Below are 25,323 nucleotides of genomic sequence, written 5' to 3' on the forward strand. Positions count from 1 at the left end.
ACCTCACCGGCCGGTCAGCGTCACCACAGCTCCCCGAATCAGGGACGAAATACACCTCAAGTGGTGACCCTCATCCTCATAATCAACTCACTAGTACACCAGGGCCTGGGCGCCTTCGCTGACCGCCTCCTCCACGAAGGCCGGCGCGCCGGCGATGCGCACGCCCTCGATCACGTCGTCGACCGTGATGTCGCGGCGGGCGGCGCACTGCGTGCACAGGGTCACCCGGCCGGCCGCCAGGACGGCTTCCAGCAGGTCAGCCAGCGGCGCCGCGTGCGGCAGGGAGAACTCCTTGGCCCGCCCCGGCAGGGCGAACCAGGACGACTCGCCGGTCAGCCAGAGGGAGACCGGCACGCCGCTCGCGAGCGCGGCCGCCGCCACCGTGAATGCCTGGTTGCACCGCTCAGGGGCGTCCGCCCCCGCGGTCACCTTGATCACCAAAGATCGTGCCATGGCGTCACCCTAACCCCGACCGACGCGGCCCCACACGTACGGATCGGCCTGGGCGCTGCCGAACGGCGACCAGGCCAGGCGCGTCTGCCCGGTCCTGTCCCCGGTGTCGGAGTCGTAGACGAGCACGTTCGCTCTCAGCGCGGTGGGCGGGGCGGGCAGCAGCGCGAACGGGATGCGCACCTCGACGCCGTACCCGCCGTCGTGGACCGCGGACGCCACGCCCACCCGTGGGGCGGGGCCCTGGCGGGCGTCGGCGTCCCGGGCCGCGCACGGGCCGCCCTCGGCGGTGTAGGGCAGGACGCCCAGCTTGAACGTGGTCGAGGTGTCGTCGGAGTCGCCGCGCGGGTCGAGGGCGATCTCGACCGCGTCGGTGCGCCAGTGGCGCTCGCACTCGTCGAGGGCGGCGCCGCGCGCCTCGTCGGTGACCTCGACCTGGACGTAGAGGTCGGCGCCGTGGCGGGTCAGCCGGGCGGTCGCGGCGCAGTCGGCCGCCGGGCAGCGCTCGCCCTCCCAGTGGGCGAGGGGCAGGGCGGGGCCCGCGTACTCGCCGGGTGAGGCCAGGCCGTCGAGCTTGGGGGCGCGTCCGGCGACCGGGAGCGTGGTGGCGGGCGGCTCGGGATAGTCGGGCTGTGCCCGGTTGGCCAGCCAGGGCAGGCCGGTCGCGCGTGCCCAGTCGCGGAACTCGGCGTACAGGGGGCGCAGGCCCGCCTGCTCGATGACGGGAGCGGGCACCGGCCGCCCGCCGTCGAAGACGACCGAGAACCAGTCGCAGCCGAACGGCCCGGCCACCTTCGCCGGTCGCGCGGCGAACCCCTGCGTGCGGTACACGCGCTCGGCGTCGCGCTCCCGCTGGGCCCACGTGACGCGGTGGCGCGGCGACCAGGCGCCCGCCCAGACGCCGAGCTGCGGCAGCCCGGTGGCCGGGTCGCGCATGCCGGCCGTCGCGCAGCCGGGGCCCACGGGGCCGCGCAGCCCCCAGTTCTGGGTCAGCAGCCGGGTGGCCCGCCAGGGCGCGCCCGTCCCGGGGAACGCGGCGGGGTCGGCGGCCAGCCGGAACGCCTCGACGGCCAGCCGGGCGGCGAGCTGGTGCCCGCCGTGCTGGTTGAAGGGCCGCGGGTCCATCGTCGCCACGGTCGAGGGCCTGGTCGCCCTGATCGTCTCGACCAGCCGCCGGAGGGTGCCCGGACCCCACGCGCGGGCGGTCAGGGGCGCCGACAGCGTGTACCAGAAGTCCGGTCTGTCCAGGTAGAAGACGTCGCGGATGCCCGCGTGCGCGACCGCCTCGCGCTCCTCGGCCTCCCTGATCCGGCCGAGCGCGGCGCCCTTCTCCGGCCCGGCGGCGTTGCCGCCGCCCTCGCCGCGGGTGATCGTCACGACGCCGGTGGTCAGCCCCAGGCGTTCCCGCCACTGACCGAACGTGGACAACGACTGGTACTCGTCGTCCGGATGGGCGCCCACGAACAGCACGTCGACGTGCGGCGGCACGGCCCAGGCATCCAGCATCGCGACTCCCCCCGGCTAGACCTCTCCCCGATCCAGAAGGTTAGTCACCGGCGCTAGGCTTGGTGAGCATGGAAGAACCTGAGGTGCACCCCGCTCTGGAGCAGATCGCGTTCCTGCTCGGCCGCTGGGAGGGCGCCGGCGTGGGCGGCTATCCGACGATCGAGAGCTTCAACTTCGGCCAGGAGATCGAGTTCGGCCACAACGGCAAGCCGTTCCTGACCTACGTCAGCCGCACCTGGCTGCTCGACAACGACGGCAACCGGGTCAGGCCGCTGGCCACCGAGTCCGGCTACTGGCGTCCGCAGCCCGACCGGCAGATCGAGGTGGTGCTCGCGCACCCCACCGGCATCGTCGAGATCTACATCGGCGAGGTCGTCTTCCACAAGATCGAGCTGCGCACCGACGTCGTGGCCCGCACCTCCACGGCCAAGGAGTACACCGCGGGCCACCGCCTCTACGGCCTGGTCAACGGCAACCTGATGTGGGCCTACGAGATGGCCGCCGTGGGCCACCCGCTCACCGACCACATGTCGGCCGAGCTGAAGAAGGTGTCCTGAGCATGACCTCGCCCTTCACCCCCGACGCCGTCGAGGCGATCAAGCGCCACATGAACGACGACCACACCGGCGACGCCCTGGTCATCGTGCGCGGGCTCGGCGGCCGGCCGCAGGCCACCTCGGCGGTGACCAGCGACGTCGACGCCGAGGCCATGGAGTTCACGGTCGACGGCGGCGAGCGGGTGCGCGTGCCCTGGGGCGAGACGCTGACCGAGCGCGCCCAGGTGCGCAAGGCGGTCGTGCGCCTCTACCGGGCGGCCTGCGCCGAGCTGGGCGTCGAACCCCACGGGGAACACTGAGGGGGACACTGAGGGGAGAAAACAAAGAAGGGCCCCGGGCAACACTCCGCCTGCCGAGCAGACGGGCCGGATGGACCATGGTCGGGATGCGTCATCCCGCCCTCCGGCTGCCAGGGGCCCCGGTGGTTGCCTCGGATTCGCTTGCGACACGAGACAACAGTCCGCAGCGCTAGCGGACAACCACCTCGCTAGCCCGACTATGACTATCCATTATTCGGACCACCTCCTTTCCGCGTACTCATGAAGCTATGCGGTCGCGAGCGCCGGGGGCAAGTAATTATCGGACGGCCGCGAACAGGCGATCGTGCGCTTTACACTCGGGGGCATGACCGAGACGCAGTGGCACGAGGAACTCCGCGCCAAGGGCTACCGGGTCACCCCGCAGCGGCAGCTCGTGCTCGAAGCGGTCAAGGATCTGGAGCACGCCACGCCCGAGGAGATCTGCACCAAGGTGCGCGAGACGGCGCGCGGGGTCAACATCTCCACCGTCTACCGCACGCTCGAACTGCTCGAAGAGCTCGGCATGGTCACCCACACCCACCTCGGTCACGGCGCGCCGACCTACCACCTGGCGGCCGAGGCCGACCACGTCCACCTGGTGTGCCGGGGCTGCGACGAGGTCTTCGAGGTGCGTCCCGAGCTGGCCGAGGGGCTGGTGAAGGGGCTCGACGAGGAGCTGGGGTTCGCGGCCGACGTCCATCACCTCACGGTGTTCGGCCGCTGCAGCAACTGCCGCTGACCCGCGGCACCGGCGTCGGGCGCCGTCGCGGGGGCGGATAGCCTTGGATGCATGCGTAGCCCTCTGCTCGATCTCCCCGGCGCCGTCGCGGCCGACGGGCCGGACGCCGACGTAGCCGCGCACTATGGCGACCTGTTCGCCGAGCAGCGCGCGCTGGCCAAGGGTGAGGCGGTCGTCGACCGCAGCAACCGCGAGGTGGTCCGCATCTCCGGCGCCGACCGGCTGAAATGGCTCAACGACCTGACCTCGCAGAAGCTCGACACGCTGACGCCCGGCCAGTGGACCCAGACGCTCGACCTCGACCTCCAGGGCCGCGTCCTGCACCACCTCACGCTGGTCGACGACGGCGAGAGCGTGCTGGCGCACGTCGAGCCCGGCACGGCGCAGAGCCTGGTCGACTATCTCGACCGCATGCGGTTCATGCTGCGCGTGGAGGTGTCGCGGGCCGACGACCTGGCGGTGCTCTCCACGGCCACCGAAGACTTCCTGGTGCCGCGGGCCGAGCTGGCCGATCATCTGGGCCGGCCCCTGGCGGGGTTGTGGGCGTACGAGGCGCTGCGCATCGAGGCCCACCGGCCGCGGCTCGGCTTCGAGACCGACCACAAGACGATCCCGCACGAGGTGGGCTGGATCGGCTCGGCCGTCCACCTGAGCAAGGGCTGCTACCGCGGCCAGGAGACGGTCGCGCGCGTGCACAACCTGGGCCACCCGCCGCGCCGCCTGGTGTTCCTGCACCTCGACGGCAGCGTCGACACCCTGCCCGCGCACGGCGACCCGGTGATCTTCGAGAGCCAGGAGATCGGCGTCGTGGGCTCGGCCGCCCGCCACCACGAGCTGGGCCCGATCGCGCTGGCCGTGGTCAAGCGCACGGTCCCGGTCGACGCGCCGCTGCTGGCCGGTGGCGTCGCCGCCGCGCAGGAGGTCGTCGTGCCGCCGGACGCCGGCCGCAACGTCAGCATCGACCCCTCGCTGCGCCGCCGGATCCGCTGACCCCGTTAGGCGTCGAGGTCGAGGACGAGCGTGATCGGCCCGTCGTTGACCAGCGAGACCTTCATGTCGGCGCCGAAACGGCCGGTCTCCACGTGCGCGCCGAGCGCCCTCAGCTCCTCGACCACGGCCTGCACCAGCGGCTCGGCGACCGGCCCCGGGGCCGCGGCCTGCCAGGTGGGGCGCCGGCCCTTGCGCGCGTCGCCGTAGAGGGTGAACTGGCTGATCACCAGGAGCGGGGCGGACACGTCGGAGCACGACTTCTCGCCGTGCAGCACGCGCAGGCCCCACAACTTGGCGGCGAGCTTGGCGGCCTCGGCCCGGGTGTCGGTGTGCGTCACGCCGACCAGGACGAGCAGCCCCGGCTCGTCGATCGCGCCGACCGTCTGCCCCTCGACCTCGACGGAGGCCGAGCTCACTCGTTGTACGACTGCCCGCATGGCATCCCATTCTGGCGCAGAAAGAACTGTTCGTAGACTCATGCCGAAAGGGGGCGCGTAATGTCGCTTGTTGTCGAGGTTGTCCGGTCTGGGTTCGTGGAGTCCACCCATCTGGCCCGCATGCTGACCGTGGACGCGCAGGGCGTCCCGGTGGAGACGCGGGGAGCGGTGCACGTGCCGGCCTCGCCGCGATCGTCGATGAAGCCGCTGCAGGCGCTCGGCATGCTGCGCAACGGCCTCCGGCTGGAGGGTGAGCTGCTGGCCCTGGCCTGCGCCTCGCACTCCGGCGAGGCGTTCCACGTGGACGGCGTACGGAAGATCCTGACCGGGGCGGGCCTGGACGAGTCCGCCCTGCAATGTCCGGAGGACCACCCGGCCGAGCGCACCTCGACCGAGTTCGGCCGGGTCTACATGAACTGCTCCGGCAAGCACGCCGCCATGCTGGCCACCTGCGTGCTCAACGACTGGCCGGTCACGACGTACCTGGAGCCCGCGCACCCGCTCCAGCGCGCGATCCGCGCGACGGTCGAGGATCTGACCGGCGAGCGGGTGGCCGCCTCCGGCGTGGACGGCTGCGGCGCGCCGCTGTTCTTCGTCTCGATGCTCGGGGTGACCAAGGCGTTCAGGGCCTTCCCGCTGGCCGCGGAGGGCTCGTTCGAGCGGCGCGTCTTCGACGCCATGCGCGCCCACCCCGAGTGGACGTCCGGCACCGACCGGCCCGAGGCCAAGCTCATGCGGGCGATCCCCGGGCTGATGCTGAAGGCGGGCGCGGAGGCGTTCGACGCGTTCGCGTTCGAGGACGGCCGAGCCGGCACGATCAAGATCGAGGACGGCTCGCAGCGGGCCCGCGTGCCCGTCACCGTGGCGGCCCTGCGCTCGCTCGGCCTGGACGCGCCCGAGCTGGCCGAGCTGGCCCGGCCGGCGCTGCTGGGCGGCGGCCGGCCGGTCGGCGAGCTGCGGATCCGCTAGCGGGGTGAGCCCCGAGCCGCCGCCACGCGGAGTGTCTAGAGGGTGCGGAACTGGCGGCTGGCGGAGATGGCCCCCGAGGTCGTCGTGGTGAACGTGCGCATCGACCCGGCGAACTTGGACAGGTCCCACTCCGCCGGACCGTGGTACCAGTAGAGGTTGTCGGCCTGGTGGCCGTTGCCGGTCACCGAGGCCACCACCCGCGACCAGTGCTCGACCCCGTCGAAGATCACCGCGTACGGCAGGTAGCGCGAGAACAGCTCCACCCGGTGCTGCTCGGGCACCTCGCCGAGGTCGCCGGAGAACAGGTACTCGCGGAAGCCCATCGTGTGCGCGAGCGCGGCCGAGCCCTTGGCGGTCTTGGCCGGCATGTACTGGCCGCCGACGGCCAGCGCGCCGCCCGCGATGACCAGGGCCAGCCCCAGCAGCCCGTACGTGGTGAACCAGGCCAGCCCGACCGTGGCCAGCAGGCCCAGGACGATCAGCACGACGCCGATCGTCGTCCACCGGGTGCGCTCGGTGTCGGGACGGCGGGCGAACCAGCCCTGCTCGACCACGTCGGAGTAGAGCGCGTCGCGCACCTTGCCCAGATGGCCGGCGAACGAGCCGGACAGCTGGGAGAGCAGCACCGCGTCGCGGCCGTCGAAGATCGCGTCGTACAGGGCGCGCTCGTACGTCAGCAGCGAGTTGACCGGCGCGTTCGGCAGCCTGACCAGCAGCCAGTCGGGGGCGTCGTAGGTCTGGCGGGGCTGCTCGTCGATCCGCAGGTAGCCGCGGACGGCCAGGTCGACGATGGTGGCGGTCACGTCGACCACGTCGGCCTGCTCGTCCACCAGCGTGCCGATCTGGCCGGGACGCACGCCGTCCGGCGGGGTGAAGTGCCCGTTCTGGATGGGATCGACCCCGCCCTTCTCGTGGCCCGCGACCCGGGCGTCCCGGCCGCGCGTCCAGTAGAGCAGGCCGACGCCGCCGAGCAGCAGCACGAGCAGGCCGGCCAGCGCGCCGCCGGTGACCAGGTCGAGGGTGAACGCCGAGGCCAGCGAGAAACGCCGCTCCAGGATGGGCGTCCCGGAGCTGGCCCCCTTGGGGAAGCCGACGACCACCGTCAGGGCCTGGCCGGCGGCGAGGTTGTCCTGCTCGAACTCGGCCCGGGTGGCGGTGTGGTCCATCGAGGCCGAGGTGCAGCCGATCGCCGAGGTCAGGTCACCGGCGAAGCACGACAGGTTCTGCACCTGACCGGGCCCGCTGACCTGGACGGTCGCCTTGGTGACGGGGACGTTCCAGCCGCTGACGGCGAACCAGCGCAGCTCCTCGGCCCCGCCTGAGGTGGTCACCGCGCCCTTGACGTCGTACTCGACGGTCTGGCCCGTCACGGTCAGGACGTCGCCGTCGAGCTTGCCGCCCTTGACATTGGTGACCCGGTAGACGCGGTCGTTGTCGTCGTCGTAGCGGGTCTTGGTGAGCAGGGTGCGCTTGAGGCCGCCGGACGCCCCGGTGATCTTCTCGACCACGTGGAGAGTGCCGTCCTTGGCGAGCGTCATCGTCACCTGGTCCGTGATCCCGGCCTCCGCCAGGGCGGGGGTGGCCAGCAACGTCAGCGCGGTGGCTCCCAGGGCGGCCAATGTGAGTCTGAAACCCGTCATGGCGGGACATCGTAGCGGTTGCGGGTGTCAATCCAGGGTGATGGCGTCGGCCGCCCGGCGTACGCTCTCGGGCGAGGCGGCCATGCCCGGGTTCTCCAGGGCCAGGGCCTGGTTCAGGGCGACGTAGGGCCGCATGCGCCGCTCGTACCGGTCGAACGCCCCCTCGGGGGCCCGGCCCAGTTCCTCGGCCAGCACGTACGCCCCCACCAGGGCCAGGCTGGTGCCCTGCCCCGACAGCGGCGAGGGGCAGTGGGCGGCGTCGCCGACCAGCGCGACCCGGCCCTGCGACCAGCGGTCCATCTCGACCTGCGCCATGGCGTCGAAGTAGAAGTCGTCGGCCTGCCACATGGCCGCCAGCAGCTTGGGCGCCTCCCAGCGCAGCCCCGAGCAGTGCTCCTGGACCAGGCGCTTCTGCTGCTCGACGTCGCGGTGGTCGTAGTCGATCGGGCCCGCGGCGAAGCCCATGTTCACCTTCATCACCGCCGGCTCGCGGTCGCTGAACAGGCCGAAACCGGCCTCGCCCTCGCGGTGCCAGAGCTGCCAGTGGTCCAGGCCGAGGAAGTTGTCGGAGGTGTAGAGGGAGACGTACATGCCGAGGTGCTTGAGGAAGCGCTCCTCCGGGCCGAACGCCAGCCGCCTGACGTTGGAGTGCAGGCCGTCGGCGCCGATCACGTAGTCGTAGCGGTCCCGGACGCCGCTGTCGAAGGTCACGTCCACGCCGTCAGCGTCCTGGGCGAGGGTGGCGATGGAGTCGCCGTAGCGGCAGGGGGCGTCGGTGACGGCGCCGACGATCGCGGTGAGGTCGTCGCGGGCGATCTCGACGTCCGGGCTGTCGAGCCGGCCGCCGCTGATCGTCTCCTCGGTGCTGCGCATGATCTCGTTGCCGTCGCCGTCGACCATGGACATGCCGCGCATGGTCGTCCGCGCGGCCCTGACCTGCTCCAGGACGCCCATCCGGTCGGCCACGACCAGGGCGGCGCCGCGCAGGTCGACGGCCTGGCCGCCCTTGCGCGGGCGCGGCGCGCGCTCGACCAGCGTGACCTCGAAGCCGCGCCGCCGCAGCCAGTGAGCCAGGACGGGACCGCCGACGCTCGCTCCTGAGACCAGAACCCTCATGACCCCGCTCCTTGTGTTGACGTTGTACGCGAAGCTGAATGTACGGCGTACATACAGCAGCTTACAAGGGTTCACTGGTACGATCTGTACTAGTACAGAGAAGGGGTAGTGATGACCGCTCCGCCCTACGCGCGCATCGTCGAGGACATCAGGCGCCGCATCGCCGACGGCCGGCTCCGCCCCGGCGACCGGGTGCCCTCCACCAGGCAGCTCGCCCGCGACTGGGAGGTCGCGCTGGCCACGGCCGCCAAGGCGCTCACGGTCCTGGCCCAGGACGGCGTGGTGGTCGCCGAGCCGCGCGTCGGCACGATCGTGGCCGAGACCCGCGGCGGCAGGGCGCGGCGGGCCCCCGTCCCGTCCGGCGACGACCTGACGCGCGACCGCATCGTGGCCGCGGCCGTCGAGATCGCCGACGCCGACGGGCTCGCCGAGCTGACCATGCGCGGCGTCGCGGGCCGGCTGGGCGTGGCCACCATGTCCCTCTACCGGCACGTCGGCGGCAAGGACGACCTGGTCATGCTCATGATCGACCACGTGATCAGGGAGTTCCCGCTGCCCGACCCGCCGCCCGACGGATGGCGCGCCAGGCTGGAGACCGCCGCCCGGGTGCAGTGGGCGGGCTACCGCACCCACCCGTGGATGGCCAGGGTCACGTCACTGACCAGGCCGCTGCCCTCGGCCAGCCTGATCGCCCACACCGAGTGGGTCATGCGCACGCTGGAGGGCTCGCCCCTCGATCCCATGAGCAAGATGCACGTGCACACCCTGCTGTTCAGCTTCGTCCAGGGCCTGGCCGCCAACATCGAGATGGAGCAGCGGGCCCAGGCCGCGACCGGGCTGACCGCCGACGAGTGGATGAGCAGCCGGGAGGGGGAGCTCCAGGCGCTGGCGCAGTCGGGGCGGCTGACCGCCTTCACCGGCGTCATCGAGGAGCTGGGCGGCGAGTTCGACCTCGACCTCGACCGGCTGTTCGCCTTCGGTCTCGACGCGCTGCTCGACGGGCTCGCCGGGCTGGTCGAGGGGCGCTAGTCGGAGATCGCGATGCGCAGCCGGCGGAAGCCGCGGCCCTTGCTCTCGATCTTTGCCACCTTGATGCGGCCGATCTGCTTGGTCGAGGCCACGTGGGTGCCGCCGTCGGCCTGCGTGTCGAGGCCCACGATGTCGACGACGCGCACGTCCTGGACGGCCTCGGGCACCAGGTTGCTTGCCGTGCGGATGATGTCGGGGATCTCGAAGGCCTCCCGCCGCGGCAGCACGCGCACGTCGATGCGGCGGTCGGCGGCGATCTCGGCGTTGCACGCGTCCTCGACGGCCTGCTTGAAGCCGGGCGGCACCTCGGGCAGGTCGAAGTCCATGCGGGCGCTCAGCTCGTCCATGTTGCCGCCGGTGACCAGGCAGCCGTAGTCCCTGAACACCACGCCGCACAACACGTGCAGCCCCGAGTGGGTACGCATGAGCGCCGAACGCCGGGCGTCGGCCACGGCGGCCTCGACCACCGTGCCGGCGGGCGGGATCGGGTCGCCCTCGGCGGGGATCAGGTAGAGATCGTCGCCTTTGCGCACCCCGACGATGCGCGTCTCCACGCCCTGCCAGACCAGAACTCCGTGATCGGCGGGCTGGCCGCCCCCGCCTGGATAGAATGCCGACCTGCTCAGCACGATCCCCTCAGGCGTCGCGTCCAGCACGACGGCTTCGAAATCTCGCAGGCTCTGGTCGGACAGTTCGAGCCGCTGCGTGCGCCCGTGGAGGTCGGCGGTCATATCGGCAGCCTAGTGCCCCGGGGTGATTATGCGTGGCCTGACGCTTCGAGGAAGAATCGCCCCGGTCATCGCAATAATGGGGATATTTGCTGGAATTTCAGCATGTACGAGTGCGGTGGCCCGGACGCCGCCGCAGCGGGTGCCGGAGGCCGTTCCGCCGGTCCGTCCGGCGGTTCCGGTGATGATGTTCGTGGGCGACAGCTTCACCGTCGGATCCGGCCCGGTGCCGCCCTGGCGGACCTACGCCTCGGAGTCGGCGCGGCTGCTCGGCTGGCAGCCGGTCATCGCCGGCGCGGGTGGCACCGGCTACCTCAACGAGGGCAAGGTGGGCCGCACGTTCCGGCGGTCGTTCGAGGAGGAGCTGGCCTGGCGGCCGGCCCCCGACGTGCTGGTGATCTCCGGCGGCCACAACGACCAGCGCTGGAGCACCGGGCAGGTGCGCGAGGCCGCCGCCGCCCTGCTCACCGAGGTGCGCCGCCGCTGGCCGGTCACCAAGGTCGTGATGATCGGCCCGATCTGGTTGGAGGACACCCCGGCCAAGGCCTACCGGGTGCGCGACGCCCTGGCGGAGGTGGCGGACGCCGCGGGCGTGCCGTTCCTGGACCCGATGCGCCGGAAATGGGTGACCGGCAGGCCGTCGGAGACGGTGCTGCCCGACGGCGTGCATCCCACGTTCGCCGGGCACGAGCGCATCGCCGCCTGGCTGGCGGCGGAGCTGGCCTGATCGGGGCCGGTCCGGCCTACCAGGGGCCGTAGGGGCCGCTGTTGCCGCGGCCCATGCCCTTGACGGCGGGCTTGACGTCGACGATGTAGATCGTGGCGGCGATGACGGCCAGGATGGAGAACAGGCCGAGCCCGTTGAGGCCGATGAACCGGAAGCCGCCGATCAGCATGAAGTCGTTGAAGTAGCCCAGCGCGCCGCCGCCGGACAGCAGGGTCGCCAGCGCGAGGATGAGCACCCAGATCTTCTTCTGCAGCTTGCCCGCCGAGACGAACGCGTTGGTCGGCACGCGCGCCGCGTGCACCAGCGCGTAGACCGACATGCCGAAGATGACGGCGGCGAGCACCAGGAAGAGGAAGTTGAAAACGCCGTTGATCATATTCATGTTGCTGGCTCCACCCAACGCCGCGATGAAATCGGCCCCAGCCTAATAGGCGTCCCCGACAAGCGGGCACCGGAACAGGAACGGGCCCGCCTCCGGGGAGGCGGGCCCGCTCGCTCACTCAGGCCTTGGCCCGAGGCGTACGCGTGGTCTTCTTGACGGGCTCGGCGACGGGCGGCTCGGCGGCCTCCGACACCTCCTCCAGCTCAAGGGCGGCCTCGCCGGTCGTCTTGCTGACGACCTTGCGGCCACGGGTGGCGAACTCCTCGTAGACCTCGGTGGCCTTGTTGCTCAGCTGGTCGGCGTACTCGCGGGCCTTGTCCGGGAACTCGCGGACGAAGCCCTCGGCCTTGTCGGCGTACGCGCGGGTCTTCTCCGGCAGGTCCCGGGCCAGCTCCGAGCGGCGGGACTGGAGCTGACGCAGCTGCTCGGGCAGCTCGCGCAGCTTCTCGACGGCGAAGTCGCCGGCGCCGGCGAAGGCGTAGAAGGGCTTGGAGTCGGTGAGCTTCTTGACCTCGGTGGCAAGCGTCATGGGTTAACCTTCCTTGGTTTCCTGGGTGACGGTCCCGTTGCCGGGGGAGGCCGCGTAGGGCTCAAGCGCGGCGAGATACTCCTCGGGCAGCGATGGCTCGTCGTCCGCGGTGGAGTCGTGCTGAGGGCGGGCGTTCTGGGAGGTCTGCTCGCCCTCGGTGCGGTTCTCCTTGCGGAACGATTCGTAGATGTCGATCAGCACCTGGCGCTGCCGCTCGGTGAGCAGCGTGTCGGCGTTGACCGCGGTGATCACGTCGCTCGGCGGCTCCCGGTCCTCGATGAGGCCGGCCTGCACGTAGAGCGCCTGCGAGGAGATGCGCAGACCCTTGGCGATCTGGTTGAGAATCTCCGCGCTCGGCTTGCGCAGCCCGCGCTCGATCTGGCTCAGGTAGGGGTTGGAGACCCCTGCCGCCTGCGCGAGCTGGCGCAGCGAGATCTTCGCCTGTTGCCGTTGCTCGCGGATGTATTCGCCGATCGAGCCGACCTTCGGTAGTGCCATACCCACAGTCTGCCGTCCTGTGCTTGCAATTGCAAACGGAACGGCTAACACCTGCAAGCGGTTAGAGCTGGTAGACCCACAGGAAGGGGGTGGTGGTGAGCAAGCTCACAGAGAGGGCGAGGTAGCCGTACCGGACAAATGCTGACAATTCCGGCCCTGGCTTGATCAGGCGGTCCACCCTGGCCATGACGTTGTGCGCGTGCACGCCGAGCATGCCCTGCGGGGTCGGCATGGCGCCGGCCGTACCGAACCGCAGCAGCGCCGTCGCCAGCCTGCGGGGCGAGCAGTAGCGGCGGGCGCGGTCGTCGGCGGCCATCTCGATCAGCAGCTCCACCTGCGCCTGCGCGTCGGCCACCACCTTCGACCAGGGCAGCGCCCGGCGCAGCGCGGCGAACGGCAGCAGCACCAGGTCGTGCCGCTCGCGCACGTGGGCGGCCTCATGCGCCAGCACGGCCGCCATCTCGTCCTGCGACAGCAGCTCGAGCGCGCCCGCGCTGACCACGACCTGCGAGCGCAACCCCGGCACGCAGTACGCCGCCGCGCTGGGATGGTCGAGCACCCGCACCCCCGGCACGCCCGGATCGTCGCGGGAGATGAGCGCGAGCAGCACGCGATGCCGCCGCCGCGCGCGCAACGCCTGCACGCCGGCCGTCAGCAGCACCACGACCAGCACCGCCAGCGACGTGAGACCGGCGATCATGGCCAGGACGTGCAGCGGGTCCCACGCCTCGACCGGCGTCCTGCCGCGGGCGAAGGCGATCAGCCCGGGCAGCACGCCCACGTTGTAGGGCTGGACCGCGTAGGCCAGCATGGCGCCGGTGGTGGCCAGGCCCCAGGCCACGCCCAGGGACTGCCAGACGATGATGGCGAGCCTCGGGGCACGGGAGGTCCACCGGGCCGTCGTGAAACGCCAGGAGCCGAGCGCGCACGCCGTGGCGAGCGCCGCTAGCACCGCTGCCGTGATCACTCTTCCTCCAGCTCCGTGAGGGCTCTCCGCAGGATCTCCGCCTCCGGGCCCGACACGGCCTGGGCGAAGCGGGTCAGGGCGGCCGATCGGTCGCCCGTCAGGTCCAACGCCTCAAGCATAAGCTCGGCGATGTAGGCGTCACGGCTCGCGGCCGGTTCGTAACGCCACGCGCGGCCGTCCCTGGTGCGCTCCAGGAAGCCCTTGCGCGTGAGGCGGTCGAGTACGGTCATCACCGTCGTGGGGGCGAGGTCGCGATCGGCAATGAGCCTGCCGACCTCGCGGGCGGTCAGCGGGTTGTGCTCCGCCCAGAGGATGTCCATGATGCTGCGCTCAAGCTCGCCAAGACCCTTCACGTCCTTCAGGGTAGCTCTACAAAGCGTCGAGCTGGCATCCGGGAGCGGCAAGTGGCGGCGCGGAAACCCGCCTGGCAGGCTCGGTGAGATGAATGTCACGTTGGTGCAGGGCGACATCACCGAGCAGCGGGCCGACGCGATCGTGAACGCGGCCAACTCCTCGCTGCTCGGCGGCGGGGGCGTCGACGGCGCCATCCACCGCCGCGGCGGGCCGGAGATCCTGGAGGAGTGCAGACGGCTGCGCGCCGGGCACTACGGCAAGGGCCTGCCGACCGGACAGGCCGTCGCCACCACCGCCGGGCTGCTGCCGGCCCGCTGGGTGATCCACACCGTCGGGCCGGTCTACTCCAGGTCGCAGGACCGCTCCGAGCTGCTGGCCTCCTGCCACCAGGAGTCGCTGCGGGTGGCGGACGAGCTCGGCGCGCGGACGGTGGCCTTCCCCGCGATCTCCACGGGCGTCTACGGCTGGCCGCTCGACGACGCCGCCCGCATCGCCGTCGCCGCCGTGCGCGCGGCCGTGACGTCGGTGGAGGAGGTCAGGTTCGTGCTCTTCGACACCGCCGCCTACGAGGTGTTCCTCGCCCAGGTCTCCCGATAGCCCGGATCCCGTCGGCGCAGATCCCGTCGGCGCAGATCCCGTCGGCGCGGATCCCGTCAGCCCGGATCCCGTCGGCGCACATCCCGTCAGCGCGGGTCCACCGCCGACCAGGGCAGCGTCAGCTCGCCGAGCCGCCATCGGGCCGGGCCGCCGAGCGGCGGCCGCACCGCCACCGGCCACTGCCCGGCCAGCAGCCGCACGGACGCCAACCAGCGTTGCCGCAGCCCGTGCACCCCGTAAGGGGCGCTGACCGCCCACGCGTGGTCGAAGTCGCGCAGGAACGCATGGATGCGCTCACCCGGGACGTTCCGGTGGATGAGGGTCTTCGGCAGCCGGTCGGCCAGGTCGGAAGGCCGTTCGAAGGCGTCGAACCGGGCGGAGAACGTCAGCGTGCGCGGGCCGTCGGGGGACAGGCCCACCCAGACCGCCCGCCGCCCGGTCTCGGAACAGGTGCCCTCGACCAGCACGCCGCCGGGGGCCAGCTTGCCGCACAGCACGTCCCAGTAGTGCCACGCCTCCGCCTCGCCGTACTGGCGCAGCACGTTGAAGGCGCGGACCAGCGTCGGCGGGCGCGGGACGGGCAGCTCGAAGCCGCCGAGCACGAAGCTCAGCCCCTCCCGCTCGTACGGCTTGGCCAGGGCCACCCTGGCCGGGTCGATCTCGATGCCGACCACCTCGACGTCGGGCGCGACCGCGCGCAGCCGGGTGAACAGCTCGAGCGTCGTCGTGTGCGAGGCGCCGTAGCCGAGGTCGACGACGAGCGGGCGGACGGCGGCGCGCAGGGCAGGGCCGTGCACGGCGGCCGTCCAGCGGTCGACCCGGCGCAGCCGGTTGTGCCACGTCGTGCCGCGGGTGATCGCGCCGACCGGTCTGGCCATCCGGCTCAGCCGCCGCTGACGCGGTGCACCTTGTGCTGGGCGGCCTGGGCGCGCGGCCTGATCACCAGGCGGTCGATGTTGACGTGCGACGGGCGCGTCACGCACCAGGCGATGGCGTCGGCCACGTCGTCGGAGGTCAGCGGGTCGGGGACGCCCTCGTACACGCGGGCGGCGGCGGCCTCGTCGCCGCGGAAGCGGGTGACCGCGAAGCCCTCGCTCCTGACCATGCCCGGCGCGATCTCGACCACCCGGACCGGCTGCCCGACCAGCTCCAGGCGGAGGGTCTCGGCCATCGCGGACTGGGCGTGCTTGGCCGCGCAGTAGCCGCCGCCGCCCTCGTACGAGACCAGGGCGGCGGTCGAGGTCAGCATCACCAGCACGCCGTCGCCCGACTCCACGAGTTTGGGGATCAGCGCCTGGGTCATGCGTAGGGAGCCGAGTACGTTCGTGTCGTACATCTGCTGCCAGTCGTCCAGAAGGGCGTCCGTGACCGATTCCATGCCGAGCGCGCCACCGGCGTTGTTGACCAGCACGTCGCAGCGGTCGAGCGAGCCCACCAGCGCGTCAACCGACTCCTGAGAGGTCACGTCGAGCGTCACCGGCCTGATCGAGGGCACCTCCGCGGCCAGCTTGTCCAGCCGGTCGCGGCGCCGCGCGCCCGCCACCACCACATAACCTTCAGCGGCGAGCCGCCGCGCGGTCGCCTCGCCGATGCCGCCGCTCGCGCCGGTCACCACTGCCGTTCTCTGCATGCCCCTCATCCTGCCAGGGCGGACGCGGTGCGAACCGCGGCAGGGAATGTCGAAAAAATTCGGATAGTTGTATTCCGCTTGGAGGTGATGTCGAGTGAGGCGACGACGGGTCAGCCGGGTCGCGACCATCAGCATGCACACATCGCCATTGGACCAGCCCGGCACGGGCGACGCCGGTGGGATGAACGTGTACATCGTCGAGTCGGCCAGGAGACTGGCGCAACTCGGCGTGGAGGTGGAGATCTTCACCAGGGCCACCGCCCGCGACCAGCCGCCCGTGGCCGAACTCGCCCCAGGCGTCCTGGTACGTCACCTGACGGCCGGGCCGTACGAGGAGATGGACCGCGCGGACCTGCCCGGGCAGCTGTGCGCCTTCCTGTCGGAGGTGCTGCGCACCGAGGCCATGTACGAACCGGGCCACTACGACGTCATCCATTCCCATTACTGGCTGTCCGGGCAGGTCGGCTGGCTGGCCAAGGAGCGCTGGGGCGTGCCGCTCGTGCACACCATGCACACCATGGCCAAGGTCAAGAACCTGCTGCTCGCCCAGGACGACAAGCCGGAGCCGCAGGCCCGCGTGGTGGGCGAGGAACAGGTCGTGGAGATCGCCGACCGCCTCGTGGCCAACACCGCCGACGAGGCCCGCGAGCTCATCGACCTGTACGGCGCCGCCCGGCAGCGCGTGGCCGTCGTGAACCCCGGCGTCAACCTCACCGTCTTCCAGCCCGCCTCGCAGGGCGCCGCCCGGCAGCGGCTCGGCCTGCCGCAGGACGCCCGCGTGCTGCTGTTCGTGGGCCGCATCCAGCCGCTCAAGGCCCCCGACGTGCTGCTGCGCGCGGCCTCGCGCATGCTCATCGACGACCCCTCGCTGCGCGGCCGGCTGGTCGTCGCCTGCGTCGGCGGGCCGTCGGGCAACGGGCTGGCCCGGCCGTCCATCCTCACCGAACTGGCCGGTGAGCTGGGCATCTCGGACGTCGTCCGGCTCGTGCCGCCGGCCCCGCAGGAGGAACTGGCCGACTGGTACCGGGCGGCGGACGTGACCGTCGTGCCGTCCTACAGCGAGTCGTTCGGGCTCGTGGCCCTGGAGTCGCAGGCCTGCGGGACGCCGGTCGCCGCGGCCGCCGTGGGCGGGCTGCGCACCGCCGTCGACGACGGGGTCTCCGGCGTGCTGGTGGACGGGCACGACCCCGACGAATGGGCCCGCGTCCTGCACCGCCTGGTCACCCTGCCGGAATGGCGTGAGCAGTTGTCGCGGGGGGCGCGTACGCACGCGGCCGCCTTCGGCTGGCAGGCGACGGCGGGCCGGCTCATGGAGGTGTACGCGGGCGCGGTCGCGAATCTGCACAAGGTGCCCGTGGCGCTCAACTTCTAGCGGCTTGCCGGCCCGGCGTCGCGCGCTCCTAAGCTGTATCCCATGCGCGATGTCGTCGAAGCCGCGCTCAAGGCCGCGGACGTCACCTACGACGAGCCGCGGCCCGGGGCGTTCCTGGTCAGGCTGCCCGGACAGCACAAGCTCGCCACGATGACCTGGCTGATCGTCGGCGAGCGGGTGCTGCACGTCGAGGCGTTCTTCTGCCGCCGGCCGGACGAGAACCACGAGGAGTTCTACCGCTGGCTCCTCGGCAAGAACGGCACCATGTACGGCGTGCACTTCTCCCTCGACCCCGTCGGCGACGTCTACCTCGTCGGCCGGGTGCCGCTGGCCGCCGTCAGCGAGGAGGAGGTCGACCGGCTGCTCGGCTGCGTGCTGACGTACGCCGACGACTGGTTCGACCGGGCGCTGGAGCTGGGCTTCGCCTCCTCCATCAGGCGGGAGTGGGAATGGCGTGCCAAACGCGGCGAATCCCTGGCCAACCTGCAGGCTTTCGCCCGCTTCGCCGACCCCGGGCAGTGACCTGACGGCGCCGCGGGCGGCGGCCATAGGATTGGCCGCATGGCGACTTTGGTGCTGCTACGGCACGGTGAGAGCGACTGGAACGCGAAGGGCCTGTTCACCGGTTGGGTGGACGTCAGCCTGTCGGCCAAGGGCGAGGACGAGGCCCGGCGCGGCGGCCGGCTCCTGCAGGAGGCCGGTCTGCGGCCCGACGTCCTGCACACCAGCCTCCTGACCCGGGCCATCCAGACGGCCCAGCTCGCCCTGGGCGAGGCCGACCTGCTCTGGCTCCCGGTCAAGCGCAGCTGGCGGCTGAACGAACGCCACTACGGGGCCCTGCAGGGCAAGAACAAGGCCCAGACGCGTGAGGAGTTCGGCGACGAGCAGTTCATGCTCTGGCGCCGCTCGTACGACGTGCCGCCGCCGCCCATCGCCGACGACGACGAGTACTCCCAGGCCGGCGACCCCCGTTACGCCCTCCTGCCGCCGGAGCTCATGCCGCGCACGGAGTGCCTGAAGGACGTCGTCGACCGCATGCTCCCGTACTGGTACGACGAGATCGTCCCCGACCTGGCCGCCGGGCGCACGGTCCTGGTGACCGCGCACGGCAACTCGCTGAGGGCCCTGGTCAAGCACCTCGACGGCATCAGCGACGACGACATCGCCGGGCTCAACATCCCCACGGGGATCCCGCTGGCGTACGAGCTGGACGCCGACTTCAAGCCGCAGGTGCGGGGCGGGCGCTACCTCGACCCGGAGGCCGCCAAGGCCGCCATCGAAGCGGTGGCCAACCAGGGCCGCTGACCCCCACAGCCCGTCGGGCGCGCGAGGGGACTCCCGTCCCCTCGCGCTCCCCGGCGTGGGCCGGGGGGCGGGGTGGAAAGGTATGGCACTGATGCCGGACACTGAAATGTGTGCGCCGTTCTGGGGCGAGGTGCCTATGCTTTCGGGGATGTGAGCACCTCTGCCAGAGCTGAGCGCTCCTGCCCCCTTCCGTCCGCCGGGGAAGCCCGCGTTCCGGGCGGGACGGTCTGACGTGCCGACGTGGGAGCCCTGCGTGTCGCGCGGGCTCGTACGCGTGGTCGAAGCGTCCTGTTGCGAGGAGTACGTCCTGTGCTTCGAGGCGGCGCAGTTCTTCGTGCGGCGGGTCACCGAGCGAGGGGACCACGAGGAGACCGCCAGGGGCCCGTACGCCCGTGCCGCCGCGGTCTGGGCCGAGCTGGCGCGGCGGCACGTGTGCAGGAGCAGGCAGGCGGCCTCCTGACGTGACCGGGCCTGCGCGCGGCCCGTCAGTCGGACGTCGGGCGCAGGACGAGGGTGACGAACCCGAAGACGTCCCGGTAGACGCGCAGCCATTCGGCGCGGTGGGTGTCGGCCGTCGTGAGGGCCTCGCACCTGTCCGGATGGTCGGGGTTGTCCAGAGCCCAGGACGCCAGCGAGCCCGTCCAGGCCCATTCGTAGTCGTCGAGCTCCTGGCGCGTGCTGATGTGGCCGTGCACCGGCGTCCAGCCGTCGGCGGTGACCCGGTCCATCAGGGCCGGCAGGCCGGTGAGCTCGCCCAGCATCTCCACCGCCTCGGCGGACGGCTCCTGGGCCCAGAAACCGTCTCCCACCAGGACGCGTCCGCCGGGAGCCAGGTGCTCGCGCGCCGCCGCGAGCGTGGGGAGCAGGCCGCCGAACGCGTGCGTCGCCCCGACGCTGATCACCAGGTCGAACGCGTGCGGCGAGGTGAACTCGGCGGCGTCCGCACGATGGAGGACGAGCCGGTCGTGGACGCCGAGCGCCTCCGCGCTGTCGCGGGCGTGCGCCAGCGAGCCCTCGGCGATGTCCACGCCCTCCGCCTGCAGCTTGGGGTGCGTGCCCAGTGCCCGCAGCAGCCACTCCCCGCCGCCGCAGCCGAGGTCGAGCACGCGCGAGTCGCCCGGGGGAAGGGCGCGGTCGAGAAGGCGGCGCACCGAGTCGTCGTCGAGCGGAGCCGCGATCGGATGGTCCGCGTGGGCGAGTCGGGAGATCTGTTCACGATTCACCGGCGGAGCCTGCCACATGCGGAGACGTCGCCGCATCCGCTTTTGGCCAGGAGACAGGGCGCTTGGCAGGCGTCTGTCGCTGTTCGCCGCTGTTCGTCCCGCCGGATTGTCTTGTCCCCATGCCGGATTGTCTGGCCCCCATGGCGGGGGACATGCGAAGCGGGCGGCCCCCCGACAGGTGCCGCCCGCTGCGTCCGGATGAAGAGCCTGCCTCCCGGGGAGGCCGTCAGCTGGGACGGGAGCCGGTGACCAGGTAGACGACGTCCCTCGCCACCCGCACCGCGTGGTCGGCGTACCGCTCGTAGTACCGGCCGATCAGCGTGATGTCGATCGCCGGCTCCACGCCGTGCTGCCAGTCCTTGGCCAGGATGTTGCGGAACAGCCGGCGGTGCAGCCGGTCCATCGCGTCGTCGTCCTCCTCCAGCTCGAGGGCCGACTCCACGTCCCTGGAGGCCACGCAGCTCCCGGCCTTGGTGACCAGGTTCTCGGCGATCTGCCCCATTTCCACGATGGTCGAGCGAGTCTCGGGCGGAATCGCCGAGTCGGGGTGCCGCAGCCGGGCCACCTTGGCCACATGGACGGCCAGGTCGCCCATGCGTTCGAGGTCGGTGCCCATGCGCAGCGCAGTGATGACCATCCGCAGGTCCACCGCGACCGGCTGCTGCCTGGCCATCAGCTCGAAGATCGACGACTCGATGTCGGCGAAGAGGGCGTTCACCTCCTGGTCACGGGAGATGACGCTCTCGGCGAGCTGGAGGTCGGCGTCGAGGAGGGCCGTGGTGGCACGGGAGATGGCCGAGCGGACCAGCCTCGTCATCTCGACCAGCTTGCCCGTCAGGAGATCAAGTTCTTCATGGTACGCGTCGCGCATGTCGTCACCGTACGTGCCACTCGATGAACGAACCTCTACTGCGAGATGAACTTTCCAGGAAAGGGCTGTTCATCCGCAGGTGAGAGGTCTGTCCCTTGAACTTCGCCACCTACCATCGGAGGCATGAGTGAGATGGCCATGAGCTTCGCGGCCCTGGCCGGGTTCGTCGTGGGAGCCCTGGCGGTCCTGTTCTACCGGAACCAGATCGAGGCTCCGAACAGGACCGAATCGGCCGACGGCGTCGAGACCGGAGCGGCGCTGCCGCAGGGCGTGGCCTCCGTGCTCGCCGTGCTCCCCTCGTCCGCCGTCGTGCTCGACGCGCACGACCGCGTGCTGCGCGCCAGCTCGGCCGCGCGCGCGTTCGGGCTGGTCAAGGGCGACAGGCTGATGGCCGCGGAGCTGCTCGCACTGGCAAGACAGGTACGCCGCGACGGCGAGATCCGCGAGAGCGAGATCGACGTCGCCGGCCACAAGTTCGGTCAGGAGACGACGAACTTCGCCGTCCGCGTCGCCCCCCTCGGCTCCTACGGCCAGGTGCTGGTGCTGGCCGAGGACCAGACCGAGCGGCGCAGGGTGGAGGCCGTGCGCCGCGACTTCGTCGCCAACGTCAGCCACGAGCTGAAGACTCCCGTGGGCGCGCTGAGCCTGCTGGCCGAGACCATCCAGGACGCCGCCGACGACCCCGAGGCGGTCACCCGCTTCGCCGGGCGCATGCAGCACGAGGCCGCCCGGCTCACCTACCTGGTCCAGGACCTGATCACGCTGAGCAGGATCCAGGGCGCCGAGCCCATCCCCACGCCGGGCCAGGTCGCCATCGACGAGGCCGTCCACGACGCCATCGACCACTGCAACACCAAGGCGGTGGCCAAGGACATCACGCTGGTCACCGGCGGCACCGAGGGCCTGCGCATCTGGGGCGACGACGAGTTGCTCGTCACCGCCCTGCGCAACCTCATCGACAACGCCGTCGCCTACAGCCCCGAGCACACGCGGGTCGTGGTCAGCGTCCGCCCGGCCGGCGACTCCGTCGAGATCAGCGTCAGTGACCAGGGCATCGGCATCCCCGAGGAGTCTCTGGAGCGCATCTTCGAGCGCTTCTTCCGCGTCGACGCGGCCAGGTCGCGGGCGACCGGCGGCACCGGGCTCGGCCTGGCCATCGTCAAGCACGTCGCCGCGGCCCACGCGGGCGAGGTGTCCGTCTGGAGCAAGGAAGGCTCCGGCTCCACCTTCACCCTCCGTCTGCCCGCCTTCGGCGGCACGGCGGTGGCAGTACCACCCTCGATTCCCCTGGAGACCGCAAAATGACCAGAGTTCTAGTGGTTGAGGATGAGGAGTCCTTCTCCGACGCCTTGTCCTACATGCTGCGCAAGGAGGGCTTCGAGGTGTCGGTCGCGGCGACCGGGCCCGAGGCGCTCGACACGTTCGACCGCAACGGCGCGGACCTCGTGCTGCTCGACCTGATGCTGCCCGGCCTGCCGGGCACCGAGGTGTGCCGCTCGCTGCGGCAGCGCTCGAAGGTGCCGGTCATCATGCTGACCGCCAAGGACAGCGAGATCGACAAGGTCGTGGGTCTGGAGCTGGGCGCCGACGACTACGTGACCAAGCCGTTCTCCTCGCGGGAGCTGGTGGCCCGCATCCGCGCGGTGCTGCGCCGTCAGGGCGACGTGGTGGAGGAGCTGGAGACCGCCGTCCTGGCCGTCGGCCCGGTGCGCATGGACGTCGACCGCCACGTCGTCGCGGTGCGCGGCGCGCAGGTGCAGCTGCCGCTGAAGGAGTTCGAGCTGCTGGAGGTGCTGCTGCGCAACGCCGGCCGGGTGCTCACCCGCGGCCAGCTCATCGACCGCGTCTGGGGCGCCGACTACGTGGGCGACACCAAGACGCTCGACGTCCACGTCAAGCGCCTGCGGGCCAAGATCGAGGCGGACCCGTCCAACCCGCGCTGCATCCTCACCGTGCGCGGCCTGGGCTACAAGTTCGACGCCGTCGAGGAGTGAACGACCCTTGTTCTGGTACGTGGGTTCGTACCAGAACAAGGGTTCTCTCATGCCGTCAGTGGGCCTCTTCGGTGGCCGTCGGGGTGGGCGACGCCGAGGGCGTCGCGACCGGGGTGGCGTTGGGGGCGGCCGGGTAGTCCTTGAACTCACGGCTGCGCGTGACCACAGGGACGTTCAGGGTCACTGTCCCGGCGTTGGCGAACTGGAGGTCCAGGCGCACGCTCTCGCCGCCCCTGAGGCTCGTGGAGATGCTCTCCAGCATCAGCTGGGGCTGCGGCTTGCCGGTGTTGACGAGCTGGTTGGGGGGAAGCTGGATCGGCGTGGCGACCTTCACGGACCCGACCGAGCCCGCGGAGACGGCCTGGAGCGTGTCGGCGGCGCCCGCCGTGTTGAGGATGTTCAGGTAGATCGGGGCTGAACCGCGCCACGGGAGCTGGGCGCCGGAGTCGGGGCCGAGGATGAACGCCTGCGGGATGTGAATGCCGCGCGTGCCATAAGCACCCTGGTCGATGAGTGCGACCGCCTCGTTCGGGGCGTACGGCTTGTTGGTGTTGGCGTCGAATCCTGCCCCGCAGCCCGCGAGCACGGGGGCTGCCAAGAACGCGGCGGCTACGACAATCCAGCGACGGCTGGTCACGTGCGGGTTCTCCTTGCTCTTGCGCGGTATGGCGCATGGGGTGTTGGGCAGCGCCTACCATATCCACCTGAATCCATGGTCATATCCGCACCCCCGCAGGTCATTCGCTATGTCCGGAAATGCGATTCATACGGTCGAGGACTTGTCAAGCCCCAATATGCGGCTTTGACCTGCAGTTATGAGGATTTCACTGTTCCGGGAGCCTGTGGATGCGTGGTACCCTGGAGTACAGCGGAAGGGGTACTTGTCACATGACTTTCCAGGTCGGCGACACTGTCGTCTACCCCCACCATGGGGCTGCTCGGATCGAAGCAATCACGAAGCGATCCATCAAGGGTGAGGAAAAGACCTACCTGGTGCTCAAGGTCGACAAGGGCGACCTTACCGTCCAGGTGCCAGCAGAAAACGCGGAACTCGTCGGTGTGCGCGACGTCGTCGGCCAGGAAGGCCTTGAGCGGGTTTTCGATGTTCTTCGGATGCCGCACACGGAAGAGCCGACCAACTGGTCGCGCCGTTACAAGGCCAATCTGGAGAAGCTCGCCTCCGGCGATGTGAACAAGGTTGCGGAGGTGGTTCGCGACCTGTGGCGTCGCGACCGCGAGCGCGGCCTGTCAGCGGGCGAGAAGCGCATGCTCGCGAAGGCTCGTCAGATCCTCGTCAGCGAGCTCGCGCTCGCCGAGAAGACCAATGAGGACAAGGCTGAGGCCCTGCTCGACGAGGTTCTCAACTCCTGAACACGAATCTTCCACGGGTGGGCGTCGGAGTCGACGTCCACCCGTTCGCTTCGGCGGACTCGGGGCGTGAGCTCAGCCTCGCCGGCCTTCGCTGGCCGGCGGAGCTCGGGCTCGACGGCCACTCCGACGGCGACGTCGCCGCGCATGCCGCCTGCGACGCGCTGCTGTCCGCGGCCGGCCTGGGTGACCTGGGCGGGCTGTTCGGCACGTCCGATCCCCGCTGGGCCGGTGCTTCCGGGGTCACCCTGCTGGAGGAGACCGCCCGCCAGGTGCGCGCGGCGGGCTTCGAGATCGGCAACGTGGCCGTCCAGGTGATCGGCAACCGTCCCAAGATGGCTCCTCGGCGTGCCGAGGCCGAGCTGGCGCTCGGCGGCGCCGTGGGGGCGCCGGTGAGCGTCTCGGCCACCACCACCGACGGGCTCGGGCTCACCGGGCGCGGCGAGGGGATCGCTGCGATCGCCACGGCCCTCGTGGTCAACCTTTCCTAGGCATTCAGCGTCTTATGTGTGGGATGCGTGAGGGTGTCCCGGCGGGTCGTCGCCGAACCCGCCAACTGTGGGGGCGGCGGTTCGTCACTGGCGCGGTACGGACCGCCGCCTTCCTCAGTGGGTAGTTTCCCCAGGTGTCGGGTATGTCCCCATCTAAGACATGTGAACGTCTCGGGGGGAGCTACACATGATCGGCGCGATCGTTTCCGCAGTAGTCATCGGCGCCATCGTCGGTGCGCTGGCCCGGCTGATAGTGCCTGGCAGGCAGAACATGTCCATCGGCCTGACGCTCATCGTGGGCATCGTGGCCGCCCTGATCGGCACCCTGATCGCACAGGCGTTCGGCTGGGCCGACACCAAGGGCATCGACTGGCTCGAACACATACTCCAGCTCGTCCTGGCTGTGGTCGGCGTGCTCCTCGTGACGCGGATGGGCTGGGGCGGACGCGGTGGCCGCACCGGTCGAACCACGACCTGACCTGCTCGTTCGTAAAGCCGGCGCATAATCGTCGGCGATCGGGTAGCGAAGCTCCCCGTGAGAGTGAACGGCTCACT

General features: G+C 71.0%; 33 protein-coding genes. 17 read left to right on the forward strand and 16 right to left on the reverse strand.

Annotation, left to right across the window (positions count from 1 at the left end):
- Positions 1-90: 90 nt before the first annotated feature.
- Both ACFYYW_RS46255 and ACFYYW_RS46260 read right to left on the reverse strand, forming a co-directional pair.
- Complete coding sequence (locus ACFYYW_RS46255; RefSeq protein ID WP_352319743.1) at positions 91-453, reverse strand: DsrE family protein; 363 nt, start codon at positions 451-453, stop codon at positions 91-93.
- 9 nt (positions 454-462) lie between these two features.
- Positions 463-1,956 (reverse strand): sugar-binding protein, encoded by a 1,494-nt coding sequence (locus ACFYYW_RS46260; protein ID WP_387660275.1) that lies wholly within the window; start codon positions 1,954-1,956, stop codon positions 463-465.
- A gap of 68 nt (positions 1,957-2,024) precedes the next feature.
- On the opposite strand from ACFYYW_RS46260, the gene ACFYYW_RS46265 reads away from it, so the two are divergent.
- From ACFYYW_RS46265 to ACFYYW_RS46280, 4 genes are all read left to right on the forward strand, one after another.
- Positions 2,025-2,513 (forward strand): FABP family protein, encoded by a 489-nt coding sequence (locus ACFYYW_RS46265; RefSeq protein ID WP_352319740.1) that lies wholly within the window; start codon positions 2,025-2,027, stop codon positions 2,511-2,513.
- A gap of 2 nt (positions 2,514-2,515) precedes the next feature.
- Positions 2,516-2,812, forward strand: coding sequence for a DUF2470 domain-containing protein (locus ACFYYW_RS46270; protein ID WP_387660278.1), 297 nt, complete (start codon positions 2,516-2,518; stop codon positions 2,810-2,812).
- A 325-nt stretch (positions 2,813-3,137) separates the two neighbouring features.
- The gene (locus ACFYYW_RS46275) at positions 3,138-3,551 is read left to right on the forward strand and encodes a Fur family transcriptional regulator (protein ID WP_352319736.1); all 414 of its coding nucleotides are present in this window, start codon (positions 3,138-3,140) and stop codon (positions 3,549-3,551) included.
- Between the two features lie 51 nt (positions 3,552-3,602).
- Complete coding sequence (locus ACFYYW_RS46280) at positions 3,603-4,541, forward strand: glycine cleavage T C-terminal barrel domain-containing protein (protein ID WP_352319734.1); 939 nt, start codon at positions 3,603-3,605, stop codon at positions 4,539-4,541.
- A 5-nt stretch (positions 4,542-4,546) separates the two neighbouring features.
- On the opposite strand, the gene dtd is transcribed toward ACFYYW_RS46280, so the two are convergent.
- On the reverse strand, positions 4,547-4,978 hold the full coding sequence (gene dtd / locus ACFYYW_RS46285) for a D-aminoacyl-tRNA deacylase (protein WP_387660282.1): 432 nt from the start codon (positions 4,976-4,978) through the stop codon (positions 4,547-4,549).
- Between the two features lie 60 nt (positions 4,979-5,038).
- Here dtd and ACFYYW_RS46290 point away from each other — a divergent pair, with 60 nt between their 5' ends.
- Entirely contained in the window at positions 5,039-5,947 is a 909-nt protein-coding gene (locus ACFYYW_RS46290; RefSeq protein WP_387660285.1) for an asparaginase, read from the forward strand.
- A gap of 35 nt (positions 5,948-5,982) precedes the next feature.
- On the opposite strand, the gene ACFYYW_RS46295 is transcribed toward ACFYYW_RS46290, so the two are convergent.
- A complete protein-coding gene (locus tag ACFYYW_RS46295; protein ID WP_387660288.1) occupies positions 5,983-7,587 on the reverse strand; it encodes a DUF2207 domain-containing protein in 1,605 nt (534 codons plus the stop codon).
- A gap of 27 nt (positions 7,588-7,614) precedes the next feature.
- The gene (locus ACFYYW_RS46300) at positions 7,615-8,703 is read right to left on the reverse strand and encodes an FAD-dependent monooxygenase (RefSeq protein ID WP_387660290.1); all 1,089 of its coding nucleotides are present in this window, start codon (positions 8,701-8,703) and stop codon (positions 7,615-7,617) included.
- Between the two features lie 111 nt (positions 8,704-8,814).
- Between ACFYYW_RS46300 and ACFYYW_RS46305 the strand changes: the two genes are divergently transcribed.
- Entirely contained in the window at positions 8,815-9,732 is a 918-nt protein-coding gene (locus ACFYYW_RS46305; RefSeq protein WP_387660293.1) for a TetR/AcrR family transcriptional regulator C-terminal domain-containing protein, read from the forward strand.
- Here ACFYYW_RS46305 and ACFYYW_RS46310 read toward each other — a convergent pair.
- Positions 9,729-10,463 carry an alanyl-tRNA editing protein gene (locus tag ACFYYW_RS46310; RefSeq protein WP_387660296.1) on the reverse strand — a complete coding sequence of 245 codons (735 nt, stop codon included), beginning with the start codon at positions 10,461-10,463 and terminating at the stop codon, positions 9,729-9,731. The two genes, ACFYYW_RS46305 and ACFYYW_RS46310, sit on opposite strands and share 4 nt — an antisense overlap.
- Before the next feature lie 115 nt (positions 10,464-10,578).
- Between ACFYYW_RS46310 and ACFYYW_RS46315 the strand changes: the two genes are divergently transcribed.
- The gene (locus tag ACFYYW_RS46315) at positions 10,579-11,187 is read left to right on the forward strand and encodes an SGNH/GDSL hydrolase family protein (protein ID WP_387660299.1); all 609 of its coding nucleotides are present in this window, start codon (positions 10,579-10,581) and stop codon (positions 11,185-11,187) included.
- A gap of 16 nt (positions 11,188-11,203) precedes the next feature.
- Here ACFYYW_RS46315 and ACFYYW_RS46320 read toward each other — a convergent pair whose 3' ends face one another.
- The 5 genes from ACFYYW_RS46320 to ACFYYW_RS46340 all read right to left on the reverse strand — a co-directional run bounded on the left by ACFYYW_RS46320 (position 11,204) and on the right by ACFYYW_RS46340 (position 13,916).
- On the reverse strand, positions 11,204-11,563 hold the full coding sequence (locus ACFYYW_RS46320; protein WP_352319719.1) for a DUF2516 family protein: 360 nt from the start codon (positions 11,561-11,563) through the stop codon (positions 11,204-11,206).
- Between the two features lie 124 nt (positions 11,564-11,687).
- Entirely contained in the window at positions 11,688-12,098 is a 411-nt protein-coding gene (locus ACFYYW_RS46325) for a hypothetical protein (protein ID WP_352319717.1), read from the reverse strand.
- Positions 12,099-12,101: 3 nt separating this feature from the next.
- The gene (locus ACFYYW_RS46330; RefSeq protein WP_352319715.1) at positions 12,102-12,596 is read right to left on the reverse strand and encodes a helix-turn-helix domain-containing protein; all 495 of its coding nucleotides are present in this window, start codon (positions 12,594-12,596) and stop codon (positions 12,102-12,104) included.
- A 61-nt stretch (positions 12,597-12,657) separates the two neighbouring features.
- Positions 12,658-13,563 carry a M56 family metallopeptidase gene (locus ACFYYW_RS46335; protein WP_352319713.1) on the reverse strand — a complete coding sequence of 302 codons (906 nt, stop codon included), beginning with the start codon at positions 13,561-13,563 and terminating at the stop codon, positions 12,658-12,660.
- Positions 13,560-13,916: a BlaI/MecI/CopY family transcriptional regulator gene (locus tag ACFYYW_RS46340; RefSeq protein WP_352319711.1), complete on the reverse strand. Its 357-nt coding sequence runs from the start codon at positions 13,914-13,916 to the stop codon at positions 13,560-13,562. Before ACFYYW_RS46340 ends, ACFYYW_RS46335 begins: the two co-directional genes overlap by 4 nt.
- 88 nt (positions 13,917-14,004) lie before the next feature.
- On the opposite strand from ACFYYW_RS46340, the gene ACFYYW_RS46345 reads away from it, so the two are divergent.
- Positions 14,005-14,514 (forward strand): O-acetyl-ADP-ribose deacetylase, encoded by a 510-nt coding sequence (locus ACFYYW_RS46345; protein ID WP_387660305.1) that lies wholly within the window; start codon positions 14,005-14,007, stop codon positions 14,512-14,514.
- Between the two features lie 86 nt (positions 14,515-14,600).
- Here ACFYYW_RS46345 and ACFYYW_RS46350 read toward each other — a convergent pair whose 3' ends face one another.
- Together ACFYYW_RS46350 and ACFYYW_RS46355 are read right to left on the reverse strand one after the other, a co-directional pair.
- Positions 14,601-15,392, reverse strand: coding sequence for a class I SAM-dependent methyltransferase (locus ACFYYW_RS46350; RefSeq protein ID WP_352355466.1), 792 nt, complete (start codon positions 15,390-15,392; stop codon positions 14,601-14,603).
- 5 nt (positions 15,393-15,397) lie between these two features.
- Positions 15,398-16,144 carry an SDR family NAD(P)-dependent oxidoreductase gene (locus ACFYYW_RS46355; RefSeq protein ID WP_364413903.1) on the reverse strand — a complete coding sequence of 249 codons (747 nt, stop codon included), beginning with the start codon at positions 16,142-16,144 and terminating at the stop codon, positions 15,398-15,400.
- A 94-nt stretch (positions 16,145-16,238) separates the two neighbouring features.
- Here ACFYYW_RS46355 and mshA point away from each other — a divergent pair, with 94 nt between their 5' ends.
- The 4 genes from mshA (at position 16,239) to ACFYYW_RS46375 (ending at position 19,281) form a co-directional block, all read left to right on the forward strand.
- Positions 16,239-17,516, forward strand: coding sequence for a D-inositol-3-phosphate glycosyltransferase (gene mshA, locus ACFYYW_RS46360; protein WP_387660309.1), 1,278 nt, complete (start codon positions 16,239-16,241; stop codon positions 17,514-17,516).
- Positions 17,517-17,558: 42 nt separating this feature from the next.
- Entirely contained in the window at positions 17,559-18,038 is a 480-nt protein-coding gene (locus tag ACFYYW_RS46365; protein WP_387660312.1) for a YbjN domain-containing protein, read from the forward strand.
- Between the two features lie 39 nt (positions 18,039-18,077).
- Positions 18,078-18,821 carry a phosphoglyceromutase gene (locus ACFYYW_RS46370; RefSeq protein ID WP_352319700.1) on the forward strand — a complete coding sequence of 248 codons (744 nt, stop codon included), beginning with the start codon at positions 18,078-18,080 and terminating at the stop codon, positions 18,819-18,821.
- Between the two features lie 253 nt (positions 18,822-19,074).
- A complete protein-coding gene (locus ACFYYW_RS46375; RefSeq protein WP_352319699.1) occupies positions 19,075-19,281 on the forward strand; it encodes a hypothetical protein in 207 nt (68 codons plus the stop codon).
- Positions 19,282-19,306: 25 nt separating this feature from the next.
- Here ACFYYW_RS46375 and ACFYYW_RS46380 read toward each other — a convergent pair whose 3' ends face one another.
- Positions 19,307-20,044: an SAM-dependent methyltransferase gene (locus ACFYYW_RS46380; RefSeq protein ID WP_387660317.1), complete on the reverse strand. Its 738-nt coding sequence runs from the start codon at positions 20,042-20,044 to the stop codon at positions 19,307-19,309.
- A gap of 226 nt (positions 20,045-20,270) precedes the next feature.
- Positions 20,271-20,915: a phosphate signaling complex protein PhoU gene (gene phoU, locus ACFYYW_RS46385; RefSeq protein ID WP_352319696.1), complete on the reverse strand. Its 645-nt coding sequence runs from the start codon at positions 20,913-20,915 to the stop codon at positions 20,271-20,273.
- Between the two features lie 132 nt (positions 20,916-21,047).
- On the opposite strand from phoU, the gene ACFYYW_RS46390 reads away from it, so the two are divergent.
- Together ACFYYW_RS46390 and ACFYYW_RS46395 are read left to right on the forward strand one after the other, a co-directional pair.
- On the forward strand, positions 21,048-22,220 hold the full coding sequence (locus ACFYYW_RS46390) for a sensor histidine kinase (protein ID WP_387660481.1): 1,173 nt from the start codon (positions 21,048-21,050) through the stop codon (positions 22,218-22,220).
- Positions 22,217-22,909 carry a response regulator transcription factor gene (locus tag ACFYYW_RS46395; RefSeq protein ID WP_352319693.1) on the forward strand — a complete coding sequence of 231 codons (693 nt, stop codon included), beginning with the start codon at positions 22,217-22,219 and terminating at the stop codon, positions 22,907-22,909. The genes ACFYYW_RS46390 and ACFYYW_RS46395 overlap by 4 nt, the downstream gene beginning before the upstream one ends.
- A 55-nt stretch (positions 22,910-22,964) precedes the next feature.
- Here the strand turns inward: ACFYYW_RS46395 and ACFYYW_RS46400 are convergent, their stop codons facing one another.
- Complete coding sequence (locus ACFYYW_RS46400; RefSeq protein ID WP_387660321.1) at positions 22,965-23,507, reverse strand: copper chaperone PCu(A)C; 543 nt, start codon at positions 23,505-23,507, stop codon at positions 22,965-22,967.
- A gap of 290 nt (positions 23,508-23,797) precedes the next feature.
- Between ACFYYW_RS46400 and ACFYYW_RS46405 the strand changes: the two genes are divergently transcribed.
- The 3 genes from ACFYYW_RS46405 to ACFYYW_RS46415 all read left to right on the forward strand — a co-directional run bounded on the left by ACFYYW_RS46405 (position 23,798) and on the right by ACFYYW_RS46415 (position 25,246).
- On the forward strand, positions 23,798-24,280 hold the full coding sequence (locus tag ACFYYW_RS46405) for a CarD family transcriptional regulator (protein WP_043624891.1): 483 nt from the start codon (positions 23,798-23,800) through the stop codon (positions 24,278-24,280).
- Between the two features lie 17 nt (positions 24,281-24,297).
- Complete coding sequence (gene ispF / locus ACFYYW_RS46410) at positions 24,298-24,768, forward strand: 2-C-methyl-D-erythritol 2,4-cyclodiphosphate synthase (protein ID WP_387660324.1); 471 nt, start codon at positions 24,298-24,300, stop codon at positions 24,766-24,768.
- Positions 24,769-24,955: 187 nt separating this feature from the next.
- Positions 24,956-25,246, forward strand: coding sequence for a GlsB/YeaQ/YmgE family stress response membrane protein (locus ACFYYW_RS46415; protein ID WP_352322343.1), 291 nt, complete (start codon positions 24,956-24,958; stop codon positions 25,244-25,246).
- Positions 25,247-25,323: the final 77 nt, after the last annotated feature.

This window comes from Nonomuraea sp. NPDC001831 (genome assembly GCF_042892035.1).
Classification (GTDB): domain Bacteria; phylum Actinomycetota; class Actinomycetes; order Streptosporangiales; family Streptosporangiaceae; genus Nonomuraea.